The 19670-nt window shown below is 47.0% G+C and carries 19 protein-coding genes; 14 read left to right on the plus strand and 5 right to left on the minus strand.

From position 1 onward, the window contains the following. The first annotated feature begins 6 nt into the window (after positions 1 to 6). Together J3P40_RS08120 and J3P40_RS08125 are read left to right on the plus strand one after the other, a co-directional pair. Entirely contained in the window at positions 7 to 2685 is a 2679-nt protein-coding gene (locus J3P40_RS08120) for a T9SS type B sorting domain-containing protein (protein ID WP_256004458.1), read from the plus strand. Next, positions 2685 to 3722 carry a PorP/SprF family type IX secretion system membrane protein gene (locus J3P40_RS08125; protein ID WP_256004459.1) on the plus strand — a complete coding sequence of 346 codons (1038 nt, stop codon included), beginning with the start codon at positions 2685 to 2687 and terminating at the stop codon, positions 3720 to 3722. Before J3P40_RS08120 ends, J3P40_RS08125 begins: the two co-directional genes overlap by 1 nt. Positions 3723 to 3746: 24 nt before the next feature. Here J3P40_RS08125 and rpoN read toward each other — a convergent pair whose 3' ends face one another. Next, complete coding sequence (rpoN, locus tag J3P40_RS08130; protein WP_256004461.1) at positions 3747 to 5213, minus strand: RNA polymerase factor sigma-54; 1467 nt, start codon at positions 5211 to 5213, stop codon at positions 3747 to 3749. A 307-nt stretch (positions 5214 to 5520) separates the two neighbouring features. On the opposite strand from rpoN, the gene mscL reads away from it, so the two are divergent. The 9 genes from mscL to tsaB all read left to right on the plus strand — a co-directional run bounded on the left by mscL (position 5521) and on the right by tsaB (position 10578). Beyond that, on the plus strand, positions 5521 to 5958 hold the full coding sequence (gene mscL / locus J3P40_RS08135) for a large conductance mechanosensitive channel protein MscL (RefSeq protein WP_256004463.1): 438 nt from the start codon (positions 5521 to 5523) through the stop codon (positions 5956 to 5958). A gap of 135 nt (positions 5959 to 6093) precedes the next feature. Next, positions 6094 to 6837: a LiaF transmembrane domain-containing protein gene (locus tag J3P40_RS08140; protein WP_256004465.1), complete on the plus strand. Its 744-nt coding sequence runs from the start codon at positions 6094 to 6096 to the stop codon at positions 6835 to 6837. 10 nt (positions 6838 to 6847) lie between these two features. After that, positions 6848 to 7177, plus strand: coding sequence for a DUF4288 domain-containing protein (locus J3P40_RS08145; protein WP_256004467.1), 330 nt, complete (start codon positions 6848 to 6850; stop codon positions 7175 to 7177). Beyond that, positions 7174 to 8235 carry a sensor histidine kinase gene (locus tag J3P40_RS08150; RefSeq protein WP_256004469.1) on the plus strand — a complete coding sequence of 354 codons (1062 nt, stop codon included), beginning with the start codon at positions 7174 to 7176 and terminating at the stop codon, positions 8233 to 8235. The genes J3P40_RS08145 and J3P40_RS08150 overlap by 4 nt, the downstream gene beginning before the upstream one ends. Beyond that, positions 8213 to 8953: a LytR/AlgR family response regulator transcription factor gene (locus tag J3P40_RS08155; protein WP_256004471.1), complete on the plus strand. Its 741-nt coding sequence runs from the start codon at positions 8213 to 8215 to the stop codon at positions 8951 to 8953. The genes J3P40_RS08150 and J3P40_RS08155 overlap by 23 nt, the downstream gene beginning before the upstream one ends. Positions 8954 to 9040: 87 nt before the next feature. Next, a complete protein-coding gene (gene rpmH, locus J3P40_RS08160) occupies positions 9041 to 9199 on the plus strand; it encodes a 50S ribosomal protein L34 (RefSeq protein WP_013632808.1) in 159 nt (52 codons plus the stop codon). Between the two features lie 66 nt (positions 9200 to 9265). Then, on the plus strand, positions 9266 to 9649 hold the full coding sequence (rnpA, locus tag J3P40_RS08165; RefSeq protein ID WP_256004474.1) for a ribonuclease P protein component: 384 nt from the start codon (positions 9266 to 9268) through the stop codon (positions 9647 to 9649). Beyond that, positions 9630 to 9863, plus strand: coding sequence for a membrane protein insertion efficiency factor YidD (gene yidD / locus J3P40_RS08170; protein WP_256004476.1), 234 nt, complete (start codon positions 9630 to 9632; stop codon positions 9861 to 9863). The genes rnpA and yidD overlap by 20 nt, the downstream gene beginning before the upstream one ends. Before the next feature lie 31 nt (positions 9864 to 9894). Beyond that, entirely contained in the window at positions 9895 to 10578 is a 684-nt protein-coding gene (tsaB, locus tag J3P40_RS08175) for a tRNA (adenosine(37)-N6)-threonylcarbamoyltransferase complex dimerization subunit type 1 TsaB (protein ID WP_256004478.1), read from the plus strand. 1 nt (position 10579) lies between these two features. Here tsaB and J3P40_RS08180 read toward each other — a convergent pair whose 3' ends face one another. Together J3P40_RS08180 and J3P40_RS08185 are read right to left on the minus strand one after the other, a co-directional pair. Then, entirely contained in the window at positions 10580 to 11974 is a 1395-nt protein-coding gene (locus tag J3P40_RS08180; protein WP_256004481.1) for a DUF5723 family protein, read from the minus strand. 10 nt (positions 11975 to 11984) lie between these two features. Beyond that, complete coding sequence (locus tag J3P40_RS08185) at positions 11985 to 13556, minus strand: hypothetical protein (protein WP_256004484.1); 1572 nt, start codon at positions 13554 to 13556, stop codon at positions 11985 to 11987. Between the two features lie 59 nt (positions 13557 to 13615). Between J3P40_RS08185 and J3P40_RS08190 the strand changes: the two genes are divergently transcribed. Genes J3P40_RS08190 through J3P40_RS08200 form a run of 3 tightly spaced genes read left to right on the plus strand, consistent with a single transcriptional unit; the run spans position 13616 to position 17194 of the window. After that, on the plus strand, positions 13616 to 14008 hold the full coding sequence (locus tag J3P40_RS08190) for a DUF423 domain-containing protein (protein WP_256004487.1): 393 nt from the start codon (positions 13616 to 13618) through the stop codon (positions 14006 to 14008). Beyond that, entirely contained in the window at positions 14001 to 16481 is a 2481-nt protein-coding gene (gene priA, locus J3P40_RS08195) for a replication restart helicase PriA (RefSeq protein WP_256004489.1), read from the plus strand. Before J3P40_RS08190 ends, priA begins: the two co-directional genes overlap by 8 nt. 56 nt (positions 16482 to 16537) lie before the next feature. Next, positions 16538 to 17194 carry a protein-L-isoaspartate(D-aspartate) O-methyltransferase gene (locus tag J3P40_RS08200; RefSeq protein WP_256004492.1) on the plus strand — a complete coding sequence of 219 codons (657 nt, stop codon included), beginning with the start codon at positions 16538 to 16540 and terminating at the stop codon, positions 17192 to 17194. Here J3P40_RS08200 and smpB read toward each other — a convergent pair whose 3' ends face one another. Both smpB and J3P40_RS08210 read right to left on the minus strand, forming a co-directional pair. Then, the gene (smpB, locus tag J3P40_RS08205) at positions 17195 to 17647 is read right to left on the minus strand and encodes an SsrA-binding protein SmpB (RefSeq protein WP_256004495.1); all 453 of its coding nucleotides are present in this window, start codon (positions 17645 to 17647) and stop codon (positions 17195 to 17197) included. Positions 17648 to 17670: 23 nt separating this feature from the next. After that, the gene (locus J3P40_RS08210; RefSeq protein WP_256004498.1) at positions 17671 to 19536 is read right to left on the minus strand and encodes an Nramp family divalent metal transporter; all 1866 of its coding nucleotides are present in this window, start codon (positions 19534 to 19536) and stop codon (positions 17671 to 17673) included. Between the last annotated feature and the right edge of the window lie 134 nt (positions 19537 to 19670).

A 19670-nucleotide genomic window follows, 5' to 3' on the forward strand; every position in this document is an offset into this window, starting at 1 on the left:
AAGGGTATGAAACAATGGAATATAGTCTTTTTAATACTGATTAATTCCTTGTTCATACAGGCGGTACGGGCTCAGAATATCTCCAACGAAGGCACAGAATTCTGGGCGGTGTTCCCTACGCATGATCCCTCGCGGCTTGGCGGAAGCTTCAGCCTGGCAAATATTACTGTATACCTTACCTCAAAGTCTGATTCAGAAGCCACCGTTACCTGTGGAAGCTTTTCTAGTACTCAGAATATTCCGGCCAACACAGCTGTTCCGTTTCACGTTCCAAGAAATGAGGCTTATATCGACTCCGCCGAGAGCAACCAGGTATTGAACAACAGAGCTATACGCATCTCCGTAAGCCCCGGTCAGCCCAAAGTTGCCGCCTATGCACATATTTATGCAGGGGCACGGTCGGCCGCTTCGTTGATCCTTCCGGTGGAAGCACTCGGACAAACCTATTATTCCATGAACTATGCGCAGGCTAATGGAGACGGGCTCACCAACAAAAATTTTCTCACGCTTATCGCGACCGAAGACGATACGCACCTGCGCATACATTTAAAAGATGGCTCGGTGCAGTCGGTAACCCTGCCAACAGCTGGCGATGTCTATGAGTACCTTCCGCCGGGGCAGGAAGACCTTACCGGGGTTAAAGTTGATATAGACCCGGGGTCGACCAATTCCTGCAGTAAACGCTTTGCCGCTTTTTCAGGGAGCACAGCCTTATATATAGGGTGCTTTTCTTCGCTCGATCCACTTTATCAGCAATTGTATCCTACCATCAGTTGGGGAAAGAACTACAGCATTATTCCTTTTAAAGACCGAGAATATTATTTCAGGGTCCTGGCAGGCGAAGACAACACCACCGTAACGATCAACAATACGTCATTTACACTCAACAGCGGCCAGTTTTATGATGCCAGCACCGAACACACCGAAGCTATGCTTGTATCGGCCGACAAAAATATCAGCGTAGCGCAGTATTCACTTACCCAGGAATGTTCAGGTCTTTTTGGCGAAGCAACCGGCGATCCTGAAATGGTACTGCTCAATCCCATTGAGTTTAATATACGCGAGATCACCTTGTTCTCCTCAAACGATCAGAGTATTCTGGAGAAGTACATTAACGTTTGCATGAAGACAAGCGCTACGGCCAGTTTTCGCATCAACGGAAACCAGCCCACCGCGACTTGGACGGTTATGTCCAGCAATCCGGAATACTCATACATCCAGCTCAACATTACCGAGATGAGCTCAACTCTATCGGCCTCCGATGGGTTTAATGCGATAGCTTATGGATTCGGCCGGTTCGAGTCATACGCTTACTCGGCGGGTACCAACCTGGCGGCGAATAATTACCTGTTGGTAAACAATACCATTACCGGACTCGATGCCAAGGACGCCTGCGTAGGGCAGAAGTCTAACCTCAAGATCGTTTTACCTTATCTGGTAAGTGAGATCAGCTGGCAGCTCGATGCAGAACCAGAGGTGCAGGGACAAACCACGCCTAATGCAGTGGTCAACAGCGGTAGCGGAATCATTCTCTATGAATATATCTATGCTATCGATAGCGCCTTTGCAGACACAGGCATAGTGCATCAGGTGGTCGTAAAGGCCGAACGGCCCAATCAAGGCAATTGCCTGGCTACACAGCAAATCTATAACTATTCCTTTGGCGTAAACCCGATCCCGCTGGCCGATTTCAGTGCATCCCAGATAGCTTGCGAAAATCAGGGCATCGCTTTTACCGACCTCAGCAATTCGCTGCTGCCCGATCAGCCGGTAAACAAGTGGATATGGGATTTTGGCGACGGCGGCGTATCCACCGAGCAAAACCCCGTACACAGATATACGCAGATCGGTACGTATAACTATACCGTAAAGCTGTCGGCAGGCTTACAGGATGGCTGTCTTTCCGATGTTTTTGAAAAGACCATCACGGTGACCATAAACCCGTCTCCGGTGATCGTATTTGATCCCATACCGGGCGTTTGCCAGGAAGCGGGTATTGTAGTGCTGACACAGGCCCGGGAAACACGCGGGTTGCCCGGCAGGGGCCGTTATTCCGGCACTGGCGTAACGGCCGATGGCAGGTTTGATCCTCAGGCGGCTGGTCCGGGTACGCATACCATCCGGTATACCTACATCAGCAATGGCTGTACCGAAACCAAGCAGCAGACAATCCTGGTCAGCCCAACTCCTTTACTGACCATCACTAAAACGATAAATGTTTATGAAGGAGGCGAAAAGCAGATGGAGGCAACCGCAAGCGGTACTGATCTGACCTACAAGTGGTCGCCTGCTCAGGGCCTTAGTCGTGACGACATACTTAACCCGGTTGTCACCGGTACAGACGATCGCACATACACCTTAACCATCACTTCTGCCAGGGGCTGTGTTATCACCGAAACTGTTACGGTCAACGTCCTGGCACGCATAGAACCGGCAAACAGCTTTAGTCCGAATGGCGATGGAGTAAACGATACCTGGATACTTAAGTATATTGAAACTTACCCACGTGTCACTGTTGAAGTATTTAACCGTTACGGTACACGTATATTCTACAGCGCTGGTTACAAGGCCCCTTTCGACGGGAATTCCAATAAACAGGCCTTGCCTGCGGGGACTTACTACTATATTATCAATCCTAACAACGGGCGCAGACCGGTAACTGGCCCTCTAACCATTATACGATAGTGAAACGATACATACTTCCGTCCCTCGTTGTCATCTTGTTTTGCTATAACGGTATAGCTCAGCAACGACCTCAATATACCCAGTACATTTTCAATAATTTTTTACTTAACCCTGCGCTCAGTGGCATAGAAAATTATACCGACGTGAAGGTGGGTCATCGCAAGCAATGGGCAGGTATAAACGATGCACCTCAGACTTCGTTCTTGTCGGCCCACTGGAAATTTGGTGATGACTATCTTTGGCGTAATCCGCTCTCGCTGCCCGATCATGGCGACGATCCGATGAGCCGGAACTACATGCAGAACTATACCGCCTCGCCGAGTCACCATGGCATGGGTGTTATGGCTGTGCTCGACGATATCGGACCTTTGTCGCGCTTAGATGCAGCGCTTACCTACGCTTATCATATGCAGATGGCAGGCCAGCTGAATCTGTCGGTCGGCGTCTCCGCGGGCATATCCCGCATCGGACTAGACGTTGCTGCGCTCAACTTTGGTGAAGACAATCCACAGGACCCGGCCGTGCGTAATGCCATCATCAGCCAGATTAAACCAGATCTGGGTTTGGGCGTATGGCTCTACGGCGCCCGGTTCTTCGCCGGCGCGTCAGTCCAGCAACTGCTCTCTCAGGAGATGACCTTTACCAACAATCCCAATCTTCAGAACGCCCCGGGTTATGTGCCCGGCAAAGAAGTAGCCCATTATTTTTTCACTGCAGGGTACAGGTTCTTTTTACTAGAGGATGTAGCCGCTACACCTTCCATGATGCTAAAAAAGGTAAAGCCGGCGCCAGCGTCGTACGACCTGAACCTGAAGCTGGCATTTAAGGATCGTTTCTGGCTGGGAGGGAGTTATCGCAAAGACGACGCCTTTGCCGCCCTGTTGGGTGTCAACTTCAATAAACTGATCAATCTCACTTACTCGTACGATTTTACAACGTCAGCCCTGAATTCGGTGAGCAACGGGAGCCACGAAATTGTCTTGGGCTTACAACTCAACAATGTATATGAGGTATTGAGTACGACCAGAATGTGGTAATTCCTTTGTGCTAGGTTGGATAATCTACAGTTCCTTACGCAGGCGTGCCACCGGTATGTTCATTTGTTCGCGGTACTTGGCTACGGTCCTTCGTGCAATATTATAACCGCGTTCTTTGAGAATTTCCGTCAGTTTTTCGTCGGCCAAAGGCTTACGTTTATCCTCATTGCTGATACAATCTTCCAGGATCTTCTTTACCTCCTTGTTTGAAACCTCCTCGCCACTCTCGGTCTGAATAGCTTCGGAGAAGAACGATTTCAATAAGAAAGTACCAAACTCGGTCTGCACATACTTAGAGTTGGCCACGCGCGACACCGTAGAAATATCCATGTCGATCTTGTCTGCGATATCCTTAAGGATCATTGGCCGCATCTTGCGTTCATCTCCCGTCAGCAAATACTCATACTGGTATTGCATAATGGCATTCATCGTTTTGAGCAAGGTTTGCTGCCTTTGTTTAATTGCGTCGATAAACCACTTCGCCGAGTCGAGCTTTTGCTTTACAAACTGTACCGCCTCCTTCATCTTCTTATCCTTTTGGGCAGCCTTATCGTAATGGTCGAACATGTCAATATATGAACGGCTTACACGCAGTTCGGGTGCGTTCTTAGAGTTAAGGGTCAGGATCAGCGAACCGTCGTTGTTGGTGATATGAAAATCAGGTATGATCTGCAATTGCTTGGTCGTAACCTGGTTAGAATCTCCGGGTTTTGGGTTTAATCTCAGTATCTCTGCAATAATTTCTTTCAGGTCCTCACTGTTTAAGCCCAGGGCTTTCTCCAGTTTATCGTAGTGCTTGCGGGTAAATTCGTCCAGATAGTTTTCAACGATCACGATGGCTTTCTGAATGATCGGGTTATTGATATCCTTACGCTTGAGCTGCAATGTGAGGCACTCCTGTAAATCCCTTGCCGCTATGCCCGGGGGATCGAAACTTTGAATCACTTTCAGCATTTCCAGCACATCTTCCTCTTCCACCATTACATTCTGGGAAAAGGCAAGATCGTCGATCATCGAAGTGACCGGTCGACGCAGGTAGCCGTCATCATCCAGACTGCCGATAATCTGCTTGCCTATGATAAAGTCCTGATCGGACAGAGGCACAAGGTCCAACTGCTCCTGCAGGCTTTCGAAAAAAGTACTTTCAATAGCGATAGGCGTTTCCTTCTTCTCTTCGTCATCATCACTATTATTATAAGAAGTACTATAGTCGTTTACGTCATCGTCCTGCAGATAGTCGTCTACGTTAAACTCATCGGCTGAGTCGTCACTGCCCTCATATTCTTCAGGACTGTCGTTCAGATCGTCATACTCACCTTTCGGCTCTTCAGCGATCATCAGGCTTGGGTCTTCAAGGGCCGGATTCTCTTCAAGTTCCTCTTTTATACGTGTATCTAATGCAACGGTAGGTACCTGAAGCAGTTTAATAAATTGTATCTGCTGCGGAGACAGCTTCTGAAGTAACTTTTGTTGTAAGTGTTGTTTTAACATAGAATCGAATAAACGGTCTTGTATACCCGCTCAAAAATACATATTTTATCAGTACAAACACCATTTTAATAATAATACAGAATGGCTTCCCTACGGTTCGGCATAAGGTCGGGATAACTACGGGAAGAAGGCGTAATGCTAAAGATATTGGAATATCTTTGGAGCGATTACTAACGATACCTTAATTACGACAGTATGGGGTATTTTTTGTGTCTGTTACCGGGGCTTATAGCGACGCGAATATTGATTAATGATTATTATTAGTTCACGGGAATTCTTAATTTCGAAGATAATAATTTATATCATTATGGGCTTTGTTAAGGAATTTAAAGAGTTTGCGATAAAAGGGAATGTTATGGACCTGGCAGTGGGGGTGATTATCGGTGGTGCGTTTGGTAAGATCATCGATAGCCTAGTCAAGGACATCATTATGCCGGTTATCTCGCTCGTGATCGGATCGGTAGACTTCAGCAATATGTATGTAGTGCTCAAAGGTAGCGTGGCTGATGGAATGCCGCTTGCAGACGCTCGAAACGCTCAGGATGTAGTAGTTTTCGCATATGGCAATTTTATTACCGTAGGTATCAATTTCCTGTTGCTTGCCCTTGCTGTATTCTTAATGATCAAAGGCATCAATGCCCTGAAACGTAAAGAAGAGGTTGCTCCCACGGTGGCGCCGCCTGCGCCCTCTAAAGAGGAAGTGTTACTGGCAGAGATCCGCGATCTGCTCAAAGCAAAGCAATAGCATGTGGCCATACAGGCGGGAGATTTGTTTCACCGGACATATGCGGTGGTTTACCGATGTTTATACTTGCTGCGCTGATTAGTTATTTCCGCCTGCTGCGCGCTTGCCTAATTTTGATGCATTAAATAATTAGAAATGGAAAGATGTCATAAAAGTTTAAACAGCAGCAGCAGCCGCATATGGACCGGACTGATCATACTCGGTATCGGGCTGGTGTTTCTCCTTCAGAATCTGGGTGTTGATATCCCTCACTGGGTGGTGAGCTGGCATAGCCTGCTGATACTTGTCGGACTGCTGGTTGGCTACAAGCGCAGGTTCCAGGGTTTTGCTTGGTTTATACTGGTGTTGATAGGTGCGGTATTTACTATTGAAGAGGTTACGGCGTACGATTTGTCTAAATATTACTTTGCGGCCATTTTTATCAGTCTGGGCGTGTTTTTGATCGTTAAGCCCAAAAGTCAGCACCATCCCAAATGGGGAAGAAGGTGGGGACGCCCGGGTCCTGTGGACGAGCAAACGGTACAGTCTGAAAAAGGCGATCCGGATGTGCTGGATTCGGTCAGCGTATTCGGAGGCAGCCATCAGAATGTTTATTCGAAAAACTTTAAAGGGGGAGACGTTACGGCGGTTTTTGGCGGGGCCGACGTAAATTTGACGCAGGCAGACTTTGCGGGTACCGTGGAGCTCGACGTGGTGGCTATTTTTGGAGGCATGAAGCTGATCGTGCCTGCGGGATGGGAGATCAAATCGGAAGTCACGACAATTTTCGGCGGTATAGATGACAAGCGGGGCGCAAGCGTGATTATTACGGAGCCTCGTAAAACACTCGTGCTTAAAGGTGTGGCGCTGTTTGGCGGGATTGATATCAGGAACTTTTAATTTAGAATCGATGAAATGGTTTTTAGTTAAGTACATCTATGAAATCGTTTGCTCGGAGGGCAACTATAAAACGCAGTTCGACGAACAGCTGAGGCTGATGATTGCTGAAGACGCGGGAGAGGCTTTTAGTAAGGCTTCTGTACAGGGTCACAGTTTTCACAAGCCATTTCTAAACTGCCAGGGCCAGCTGATGGAGTGGAGGTTTATTGGTGTAGCCGGTATACATGAAATCGACGAGCCGGCTGACGGAGCTGAGGTTGCTTCTATTGTCCATGAACCGGCCGATGTGGAGTCTTTTCTGAATGAAATGGATCAGCGAAAGGCTTTCTTATTGCAATGACGAGACGTCCGCTATCGGTTAGGGGAATACAAAAAGTAGCCACAACCATATTGCTGGTATGGGTGTCTGTATTTGCGCTGCTTTTTTATTATTCGCTCAATTTCAGTATCGCGATATCAGTAGCCGATAGTATGATTACGAGCGGTTTGCTTGCGGCGGCCTGTATCTGTTTAAGTAGTTTGCTTGGCTATTACCAGCCTAAAGACGAAACCATTCTTTTTGTGCTGGGGCTCACGGTGGTGCTGGCGCTAATCATCACGGTGATCAGCAAAGTTGCGCTGCATGCTTTGTTCGGCGCCGATTTAACTTATGTAAGTTTCCTCAAACTATCACTCACTGTGAGGTTTATCGTCATATTTGTTTTCCTGGCATGGTGTGCGCTGGCCAGTATCTTGTGGTACAGACTCGAGGATCAGTCGGCCACCCAGGAGCGCCTGCTTGCCGCACAGAACCTGTACCGCGAGGCCGAACTTAACAAACTTCGCCATCAGCTGCAGCCACATTTCCTGTTCAACAGTCTCAATTCAGTTTATGCGCTTACGATTGTTAATCCTAAAGAGGCGGGCTCGATGATCACACGTCTAGCAGCTTTTTTACGCGGGACATTGAAACGCGACGACGAGGTTTGGGTTGCCGTACGGGAAGAAATGGAATATATCCAGTTGTACCTGGATATTGAGAAGGTCAGGTTCAGTCACCGTCTCAACCTCGATATTTCTGTGGCAGAAGAGACGCTTGACTTTAAACTGCCTGGAACTTTGCTGCAGCCGATCGTAGAGAATGCGATCAAGTTTGGACTATACAATACCTCAGCGGCCATTACCATAGTTATGCGGGTGTACATGGAAAATGATGTACTCATTATTGAGACCAGCAATCCGTTCGACCCGGAAATGAAAGCTACCGGAGGAACCGGATTTGGACTCTCGGCTATCAAGAGGAGGCTTTATTTGCTCTTTGCCGATGAGAATCTGCTTGGTACGCGGGCTACTGCCGACAACCTTTTTATTACAACGCTTAAAATACCTCAAAGAAATGATCAGGACATTATTAATTGACGACGAATCGCTGGCCAGGGATATTGTAAAACATTATCTGAGTGATTTCCCGGATATAGAGGTGGTGGCGGAATGCAGCGATGGCTTTGAAGGGATCAAGGCCATTGCGCAACACAAACCTGATTTCATCTTCCTGGATATACAGATGCCTAAAATAAATGGTTTCGAAATGCTGGAACTGGTAGAGCAGCCGCCTGCCGTGATTTTCACGACGGCTTTTGATGAGTATGCCATTAAAGCTTTTGAGGTGAATGCCGTGGACTACCTGTTGAAACCTATTGAGAGGGCCAGGTTTGACCAGGCTATGCAGAAAATACCAGGCAGGCTAGGGGGTATGGATCCGCTCTCAGCTCAGCAGCTTCTTGACGCTGCGGCGCTCAGTCCGGCCCAGCACAACAGGGTGGTGGTGAAAAAGAACGGCGTTATTAAAATTATTGCGGTTTCGGATATCCATTACCTGGAGGCCGACGATGATTACGTGAAGCTGAGTACGGGGGAGGGCGTATTTCAAAAGAACAAGACCATGAGTTTTTTTGAGCGCACGCTCGATCCTGGCATGTTTATCCGGATCCACCGTTCGTATATGATCAATTTGAGTCAGGTGACCCGCATTGAGCTCAAGGAAAAAGACAGCTATATTGTCCTTTTAAAGTCGGATATTTGGCTGCCCGTGAGTAAAACCGGCTATATAAAACTTAAGGCCGCACTTGGTATGTAGAAAAATCCAATTCCATTTGCAATTGGAAAATAATCAAACTATATTTGCACCTCTTATTTAAAAAATAGTCTAACATATAATACAGTTATGAAAAGAACATTCCAACCTTCGCAAAGAAAGAGAAGAAACAAACATGGCTTCCGCGAAAGAATGGCTACTGCAAACGGGAGAAGGGTATTGGCTTCTCGTCGTGCAAAAGGAAGAAAAAGATTGACAGTTTCTGACGAGCGTCGTCACAAAGCATAATTTTGATTGCGGCAATCCTTTAAAGGATGTAAGCAGATCAGGATAGTCTGCAAATAAGCGATCAAAATGAACACATTTAGAAAAGAAGAACGGTTGTGCAGTAAGAAGTTAATTGACTTACTGTTCAAAAGCGGTTCTTCTTTTTTGTTATATCCCTTTCGGGTTTCTTACCTGCTGGCAGATCAGGAAAGCAAATATCCTTGCCAGGTTCTAATTAATGTCTCCAAGAAAAGATATAAGCGGGCGGTCGACCGCAACCTGATCAAAAGGCGAAGCCGCGAGGCCTATCGCCTCAATAAAGCTGAGCTGCTCTATCCACAGCTTCAGGATCAGCCTAAATTACTATTGCTATCGGTTCAGTACATCGGCAAAGCCATATATGACTTTGAGATGTTCGAGAAAAAGATGATCGGGGTTTTTAAACGTTTACATGATAAAGTTGATCAATAGCGTTGTAGGCTGGCTGTTTCTGGTGCTGATAAAGCTTTATCAATGGCTGTTATCGCCACTTTTAGGTGCAAGCTGCCGCTTCACACCTACCTGCTCACAATATGGCATAGAGGCAATTAAAAAATACGGGCCTTTTAAGGGCGGATGGTTAACTTTGAAACGCATTGGCAGATGTCACCCCTGGGGAAAGCACGGGCACGATCCCGTTCCATGAGTGGTAAACTTTATACTATAATTTCGATCTGATGCCTACTATACTACAAATTGAAACAGCTACTCAGGTTTGCTCGGCGGCGGTATCCGTAAACGGACAAACAGTTGCGTTGAAGGAACTGGCCGCAAATAACATCCACGCCTCCAGTCTAACAATATTCATACAGGAAGCGATGGACGCAGCAGGCCTGGCATTCGCCGATCTTGATGCAGTGGCAGTGAGTAAGGGCCCAGGTTCTTACACTGGTTTACGCATTGGCGTGTCTACCGCCAAAGGTCTGTGCTTTGCGCTGGATAAGCCGCTTATTGGCATAGATACCCTAAAAATGATGGCGGCTGGTTTTTTGGCAGAACAACCAGACTACCAGGGACTGATCTGCCCGATGATCGACGCACGCAGGATGGAGGTTTTTACGGCCTTGTTTGATTCTTCCCTGCAGGAGGCAGAGCCGGTGCTTGCGCGGATTATAGATGAGGAAAGTTACCGGGTGCTATTGGAGACACAAAACATTGCTTTTATAGGCGATGGTGCCGTCAAGTGTGCAGACGTCATCCAGCATCAGAACGCTGCCTTTCATTTGTGTAACTATAATTCGGCCGCCGGAATAAGCGGACTAGCCAATGAGGCTTTTTTAGCTGGAGCATTTGAAGATGTAGCTTATTTTGAACCCTTCTATCTGAAGGACTTCGTGGTAACCGCGCCGAAAAAGAGATAGACTAACGTCTTCTGATGTTTTCTATACCGGGCATGGTGCTGCTGTTTTGCGGGTGTTCTACCGTGCGACCGAACTTGATGCTCAATCCCATATAGACGGAGGCGTTTAACGGACCCCTGTTTTCGTTGAGCGTAGCCTTGATGGCGCCCGGGATATCAGAACTTGTTTTAAACAGGTTATCGGATCCCACAAAGGCTTCAAAGTTTGCCGTTTTATAAAGGCCTTGAATACCAAGCGACGTAAAATTATTAAAGTTGTATGCCGGTATCAGTGAAAGGGCAAAGTCGTTGTATTGGAACTTGTTGACCCAGGCAGCATCACCACCTTTATAGAAAAGGTTCTTAGATGCAATGATTCCGGGCGTATAGCTAAATCGCCCATAGCCAAGCCAGAATGGCTTCGAAATCATAAAATCGGCCCGGGCGTTGGTAGGGGTGTAATGTCGTTTTCGTTTGTGCACATCAATGACAACATCAGTAATCTTGTTTTCAATATCGCGTGCAGTGTTCGTTGCGGTGTCTATGAGCAGCAGTTTATCGAAGTTGGCGGTAACCGAGCTTCGCGACCATCGGATCAGGCCGAGATCTTTGATGTTGCCCATGATGAAAACGCCGTTTTTGGCGGTATAGGTTGTTCCCAGACTAATCGACGCGCCAGGGCTCTTAAAGGTTGGTACAAGTGTTTTTTTGCTTACTTCGTCCCAGTACAGGAAACTTCCCTGATAGATTCCCCGCAGCCTGACCGCAATGGTATCGCTGTCGCCCAAAGTCGCAAAGCCCGATTCCTGAATGTTCAGCTTATTATGCGAGATGCCGCTTAAAAGACTTAGTTTAATGCCAAAGGCCAATCGTTTGGTGTAGTTTTCGCGGTAGCTGAGACTAAACTGGTGGTACGACTGCAACCAGCCTTTGTTGTTAAAGGCATCATCGAAATTTTTAATTCCGCTGTTTTTTAGTCGCCTGTAATTTTCAAGAACAGCAAGTGTTTCGTTTGTGTAGTCTAGTTGCCCGTCGGTTTTTACTTGCCAGGACAAGCCGATTTCTTTGTGGTATTTATAGGAATGAAATATTTTTAGGGTGGCCAGATAGATATTGCTGCTCTGGACGCCGGTGTTCATCTCTCCGGTACCAAGAGGTATATTGGAGGTATCATACAGACCGGTGTTGATCAGCTCCCTGAAGAAGGTTTCGTTACCACGGTTCTGAAACTTTAAACCGAAATAAGGCAGGAAAAAATTGGATGCAAACTTGCGGGAAGAATCAAGCTTAAAGGTCTTTTGTGCAGGGTTCTCGAAGCCGTCGAATAATGTTCCGGTGCCAAACAGACCATATTGCTGCGCGCGCAAAGAGCAGGATAAAAGAAGAAGAAGCGAGGTTTGGACGAACACCTTGGTCATACGAAACATACTATGGTGTTAAAGCTAAGGAATTTTGACTAAGACTGTCTGCCGGAGCTTTTTTTGTCATCAGTACGTTCGTTTGGTATTTCCCGTTTTCGCCGCTCATCTGCCATATAAAGGCGTTGAAATCTTTCATGCTTTCCTGACGCAAGTGCTTAAAATAAGGAAGATAGATATTTCTCAGTATAATCCTTGAAGAGTTATCAAGATCGGAATAAAACATGATAGACGAGCTGTTGGGCAACTGATTTATCGCGGCCAGGTAGTTGGGGCGGTTGATGAGCAAACGGTTGTTCCTGTAGTTGTTCAGGAAAACCTGGACCGTACTGGCGTAGTTCGCGAAAATCAGGTAATTGTCAACTATCGTATAGTATGGTCGCCTGAAATTTCTGAAGGGCTCGCCAAAAAAAGAAAAAAGCAGATCAGACTCTTTGAAGATGCGGATATCGTCGCTGTGTTCTGCACTCAGATCGAGTAAAAGCTGGCCCAGTTTTTCCCCATTGCTCAATGCTATGGCGCCAAGTTTCTCTGAAGTACTTAGCTGGAAGGTGATCAGTTGGTTGGTGAAATATCTCGGAAAGGTCTGTTCCAGGTCGAGATGGTATTTCTCGCTGATTTGCGCAGTGAGGTCGAGCGCAGTTTTTCCTTTGCTCGTGCCAGTTAGCCACTTGTTTAGCTCCTCTCGCCACCTGCCATATTGCAGTATGGTGTACACAATGTAATTGGCCGTATTTTCCGGTAGTATGTTTGTGATCGTCACCTTTTGTGGTACATGCCGGTATAAGGCATAGTAGCTATCGCGTCCGTTAACCTGAGTACTGCCATTCAACAACAATTTCTCTGCGCTATAGTTATAAATAAGCGAGGTGTAGGCGTCCATATGGTTGAGTACGGCAAGTTCTCCGCTTAGGTTTCCAGGCATGGTCGACTTAAGCACAGCGGGTAACTGGTTAAAATTGATATGCACTTCGGCTAGGCTGTTTTTTGAGATCCGGCTTGTCGACCTGATATAAGCCCCAAATGGGTTGTCTTTTTCCAGAGTTCTACTCAGCGCCTGGTTCAGTACTGCGGAAGAGGGAGAAAGGAACAGAAGGTTTTCGCGCAGGGTTAGGTAACAGGTGAGTGTGTCCGACAGATTTAGTTTGTACCGATCTTTTTCCAGGGTAACGTTGATTTTGCCACCTAGTTCGCTTATTACCTGAGTCAGGTTGCTTTCGCTGTTTATCTGCGTAACATATAGGAAGGTCAGGTTTTTTTTCTCAGGAATCAGACCGATATAGATATTCTGTTTGTCGACAGCCTGAACTGCTGCCTGCGACTGTATGAGCATGTTTCCGATCGACTTGAGCTCGTTGTATTTGTCTGACCCCAGCACTTGCTGCAGGATGGGCTGGTCGCCCAGGATGTCGGTAATGCTTTTATCGTTCTGGAAACATAACACCAAGGCGGCATGCTGCGATATGGCGTAAAGGCTGCCGTCACTATTCTTCTTGTCGGCATTTAACGCGGAAAAATAGAAGTAAGCCATTGCGACAATGGCCGTTAGTAACAGTAATATCAGGATTAGAATCTTTTTCATTTGCTGTATACGCAAACTTAGCTAAAACTGAGTAATTTTGTTCGACAAAAGCTTTTATAATGAATAAGCAAATCCTGGTTGCCGCATCCTTATTAGGCGCATTGAGCGTAGTTCTTGGTGCTTTTGGGGCTCACGGACTCAAAAGCTTGATCAGCGAAGCGGAATTAGCTACCTGGGCAAAGGCTGTTGAGTATCAGTTTTATCACACACTGGTATTATTGTTTCTTTCGAAATCTGGCAACCGGAGTACCCTTGTGAGGTGGTCTTACCGTTGCTTTGTATCTGGTATCGTACTTTTTTCAGGATCGCTGTACCTGCTTGCCACACGCAGTGCTACCGGGTTCGCGTTCGCATCATATTTGGGTCCCGTTACACCGATCGGGGGTGTACTGCTGATTGCCGGCTGGTTGATGCTTTTTCTATCTGCGTTGAAAACGTCGGCCGATGCTTGATCTCATTAACAGTGATTTTGAAGAGCAAGAAACACTTTTCATAGAGGTTATACTGCCGCTTTCACTGTCTATTAATTATACCTACCGTGTGCCCTTTGATTTAAATGATCAAGTGGCGGTGGGTAAGCGGGTGGTGGTGCAGTTTGGCAAAAACCGGATATATACTGCATTGGTTAAGCGCATAGGGCATAGGGCGCCGGACGTATACGAAGCGAAGTATATTATTGATGTGGTAGATCAGCATCCAATCATTACTCCCGAACAATTACGTCTGTGGGACTGGATAGCCGGCTATTACCTCTGCAATGAGGGAGACGTGATGGCGGCCGCTTTGCCGACAGGCCTGAAGCTTGCCAGCGAGACCGTTATCGTACTGAAAGAGGATGCTGAATGGGGGAATGAACTGCTTAACGAGAAGGAGCAGGTACTTTTGCAGGCCCTGCGGGGGCGGACGCGGCTTACGGTCGACGATATCTCTGCATTGCTTGGTCAGAGAAAAGTTTATCCCATCATCAATTCGCTGCTGTCTAAAGACCTCATTTACATTGCTGAGGAGGTTTTAGAAAAATATAAGCCGCTTTACAGATCGTTCGTTACTTTGAATCCTTTTTATAAAGACGAGGCGCATCTGAAAGAACTCTTTACCATTCTGGAGCGGGCACCTAAACAATTAAATGCATTGCTGGCCTATATCAAACTTAGCAGAAGCCAGGATGGGATACCTAAGCACCAGTTGCTGGAGGAGAGTGGCTGCGGGGAGGCTGCACTGAAAACTATGGTGCAAAAGGAGATTTTCGTTGTTGAAAAGCGGGCTGTAAGCAGGCTAAGGGAGGGGGGCGACGACTTTGTGTTGAATTTCGAGCTGAGCGAAGCGCAAAAGCAGGCCCTGGAGGCGGTCGAAGTCTCCATGTTGACGAAGGAAGTGGTGTTGCTTCACGGGATCACTTCGTCGGGAAAAACTCAGGTGTACATCAAGCTGATCGAAAATGCTATCGAGCGCGGTGGTCAGGCCTTGATCCTGTTACCCGAGATAGCGCTGACAACACAGATTGTAGAGCGAATCCAGCGTTACTTTGGCGACGCGATAGGGGTTTACCACTCTAAATTTAATAATAACGAGCGTGTAGAGATATGGAATAAGGTGCTGAATGGCCAGTATCGTGTGGTGCTCGGAGCGCGCTCTGCGGTATTTCTTCCATTTACGGACCTGAAGTTGATTATTGTGGACGAGGAACATGAGTCGTCTTATAAGCAACATGATCCTTCGCCTCGGTACCAGGCCAGGGATGTAGCCATTTACCTCGGTCACCTGCACCAGGCCAAAGTGCTTTTGGGTTCGGCTACGCCATCCATCGAAAGCTATTACAACGCTTTGGAGGGCAAGTATGGGCTGGTAAAACTGAAGAGCCGTTTTGGCGGGGTACAGCTACCGTTGCAGGAGGTGATCAGTATCTCTGAAGAAACCAAGCGCAAAAAGATGGTGTCCTATTTTACCAGTAAACTGGTAGACGAGATGGCCGAAGCACTGGAACGCAAGGAGCAAGTGATCCTGTTTCAAAACAGGCGCGGTTATGCCACCATCCTGATTTGTGCGACCTGCGGATATGCGCCTAAGTGTGTAAACTGTGATGTCTCCCTCACCTTTCATAAAACGAGTGGTAAACTGCACTGTCACTATTGCGGCTATTACCAGAGCAGCGTAAATATTTGTCCCGCCTGCGGCTCTGTGCATATTGAGCAAAAAGGTTTTGGGACGGAGCGTATTGAGGAGGAGCTGAGTCTGATCTTTCCTGAGGCTCGCATTGCAAGGCTTGATGTGGACGCCGCGCGTACCAAGAATGGTTTACAAAAGATCATCTCTTCTTTTCAGGAAAAGAAAACGGATATCCTGATCGGGACACAAATGGTGGCAAAGGGGCTCGACTTTGACGGCGTAACGCTGATTGGCGTAATCAACGCCGACACCTTGCTGAACTATCCTGATTTCAGGGCTTTTGAGCGAAGTTACCAGTTGCTTGCCCAGGTTGCCGGACGAGCGGGCCGCAGGGATAAGCAGGGTAAGGTGATCATTCAGGCGTATAACGATAAGCATCGCGTGCTGAACCAGGTGAGAGAAAACCGCTACGAGGAGATGTACGAGGATGAGATGGCTGAGCGGTTTCAGTTTAACTATCCGCCATTTTGCAGGTTGATTTTCGTGACCATGAGACATAAAGACGCGGATGTGCTCAATGCCGCCTCGCAGCATTTTGCCGTGATGCTACGGGCGCGCCTGGGTAATATGGTGCTTGGTCCGGAACAGCCACTTGTGGCTCGTGTCAGGAACTATTATATCAAACAGGTCATCATCAAGATCGATAAGCAAACCTCTATCTCGAGAACCAAGACACTGCTTACAGAGGTTTTAACAGAATTTCAGGTCGACGGCAAATTTAAAGGTATTCTCTTCCAGACAGATGTAGATCCGTATTAAGGTATGGGGTAGATTGGCCTCGGGGTGTCGATAAAAATCGGTATTTTTGGAGTGCAATGGCTTATAAATTTGTCGATAATTACAGAGAAAGAGGTGCCCGGAAAAAGTTGGTGTCGCACCTTGAGGCAAGAGGAATTACCGATAAGAAAGTACTCGCAGCGATAGGAAAAGTGCCCAGGCATTTCTTTTTTGACGAGACTTTCTGGAACCAGGCTTACAAGGATATTGCGTTTCCGATAGGTGACGGGCAAACCATTTCGCAGCCGTATACGGTGGCTTATCAGAGCGAACTTCTTCATATAAAAAAAGGCGATAAGGTACTTGAGATCGGAACCGGTTCAGGGTATCAGACCTGTATCTTGATGGAACTTGGTGCTGAGGTTTATACGATTGAGCGGCAGGAAAACATTTTTAAGCATACCATACGCGTGCTGCCTGGTATGGGATATAAAGCGAACTTTTTCTTTGGCGATGGTTCTAAGGGTATTCCTGAACACGCTCCGTATAATAAGATCATTGTAACTGCAGGCGCTCCCTTTGTTCCGGAAATCATGCTGAAGCAACTTAAGGTGGGCGGTATCCTGGTGATACCGGTAGGCGATGAACATGCGCAGAAGATGGTGACCGTAATACGGGTGAGCGAGACGGAATATGACCGGATTGAACTGGATACCTTCCGGTTTGTGCCTCTCGTTGGCGATCAGGCCTGGTAATCAGAACTTCATTGCACGGTCAAGTTCGCGTTTAGATTCACGTTCTTTAATGGTGTCGCGCTTGTCATATTCTTTTTTACCCTGCGCCAGCGCTATTTCAATTTTCGCAAAACCCCTGTCGTTGGTGTATATGCGCAGCGGTACAATGGTATATCCTTTTTCCTCGCTTTTTTGCTTCAACTTTTTGAGTTCTTTTTTATGCAGCAATAATACGCGGTCGCGCTTGATATCGTGATGATGAAAGGAGCTGTGGCTATATTCAGAGATGTGCAGGTTACGGACATAAAGGGTGTTGCCGATGAACATACAAAATGCGTCAGACATATTCGCTTTGCCTTGTCTGATCGCCTTTATCTCTGTCCCTAATAGGGCAATACCAGCCTGGTAATTCTCTACAATGTGGTAATCAAAATATGCTCGCTTGTTCTTTATCTGAATGTCGTTCGTTTTCATAAGATCAATCAAATATCCTGATTTTATCTTACAATGAGTACAGGAATGGTGACTTTATGACGTACGGCGTTAAGCGTGGTTCCAAGGATAATGTCTTTTATTCCCCGGTGACCGTGGGCCCCCATGACGAGCAGTTCCAGTTTATTGGCCTTACTGATGTCAACAATCTCCTTTACTGCGGCCCCGTAACCGATGTGAATGCTAGCCTGGTAACCGAGCTTCATCACGTCAAGCCTGTATTTCTCAAGATTCTCTGCATCACTTTGTGTCTCATTGTCGAGCGCCGAGTCGCCGTGATAACGCGCCGCTGCGGTTTCCACTACGTGGATGAAGTGGTAATGAGCATCTTTTCCGCCTTGCATTAAAGCATGTCTTATCGTGTTCCTGTCGTATTTTGAAAAGTCGACAGTTACGCCAATGCGCTTATAGTTGATTTTTTCAATTTCTTTTATAGCAATGGCGTCGCCATGCGGGGCAGTTCCTGACGGTACACTGCGTTTATTTATCAGCGGATAGATAAAAATAAAAAGCAAGAGCAAACCGATGGCTATAGTAACCGGTAAGACGATCCAATAAACATACCATTCGCCTTCGCCCGCCCAGGAGATGATTTCTTCGGCAACCAGTTTAACGTTCAGCGCTACGATGACGGCCGAACTGATCCATGCGAGTGCCTTAACCCATGGCTTAATGGCGAAACCTTTCATCGCGGTCTTATCAGACGTAAAGTGAATGAGCGGTATAACGGCAAAGCCTAACTGTAAACTGAGGACTACCTGGCTCAGGATAAGCAGGCCTCCAAGTGCGTCTTCCCCGAAATATAGGATCGTAAAAAATGCAGGTGCAATGGCAAGTATTCTGGTGATGAGCCTGCGCATCCAAGGCTGAATGCGAAGTTTCAGGTGGCCCTCCATAACAATTTGTCCGGCAAGGGTACCGGTTACCGTAGAACTTTGCCCGGCGGCAATCAGTGCAATTGCAAACAACGCCGGGGCAGTGTCTCCAAATATATTCTGCAGTAGTTTATGAGCATCCTGGATCTCGGCAACTTCGTGCATGCCATTTTTGAAAAAGGCGGTGGCGGCAAGGATAAGTATTGCTGCGTTCACAAAGAAGGCGAGGTTGAGCGCTACGGCAGTATCAATGAAATTGAATTTGAGTGCTTCTTTGATACCTTTCGTATCCCGTTCAAATTTCCTTGTCTGCACCAGCGAAGAGTGGAGATAAAGATTATGGGGCATAACGGTAGCTCCGATAATACCTATGGCGATATATAGCGCGTCGCCCGACAGCATAGAGGGCTCAAAGCCTCTAGCGATATCACCCAGCGCGGGTCTTACAATGAACATCTCAGCCAGGAACGAGATGCCTACAATGAATACCATGGAAACGATAAAGGCTTCCATTTTTCTCATGCCTTTATTCATCAGGAAAAGGAGGAGGACAGTGTCAAATATCGTAATCGATATCCCCCAGATAAGCGGCAGGCCAAATAAAAGGTTCAAGCCGATGGCCATGCCAATGATTTCGGCGAGATCGCAGGCGATGATGGCTGTTTGGGCTAAAATGAATAAAGGTGTATTGATCCAGCGGGGATAGCCTTTCCGCGAGGCCTGTGCGAGGTCCAGACCACGCACAATACCCAGGCGGGCGCTGAGTGACTGTAATAGAAGCGCAATCAGGTTCGACATTAAAAGCACCCAAATCAGGCTGTAGCCGAACTTGCTGCCGCCTGCGATGTCGGTAGCCCAGTTGCCCGGATCCATATACCCTACGCTGACGAGGTAAGCGGGGCCAAGAAAGGATAAAATCCGCCGCCAGCCGGTGCGTCTTCCCGTCTCCACACTCTGGTGCACCTCACTTAATGATTCATTGTTTTGTGCTGACACAAGTAAATTGTAATTAGGCGTTGCTATCTTATTTTGTTAGACAAATCTAAAAATTATCCTATGAAATATCATGGAAATTATGACAATCATTTTAGAATTAAATTTGGTCTCAATATCACGTTGTTCTATCTTTG

Origin of the sequence: Pedobacter deserti (genome assembly GCF_024436415.1) — a bacterium.
Lineage (GTDB): Bacteria > Bacteroidota > Bacteroidia > Sphingobacteriales > Sphingobacteriaceae > Pedobacter > Pedobacter faecalis.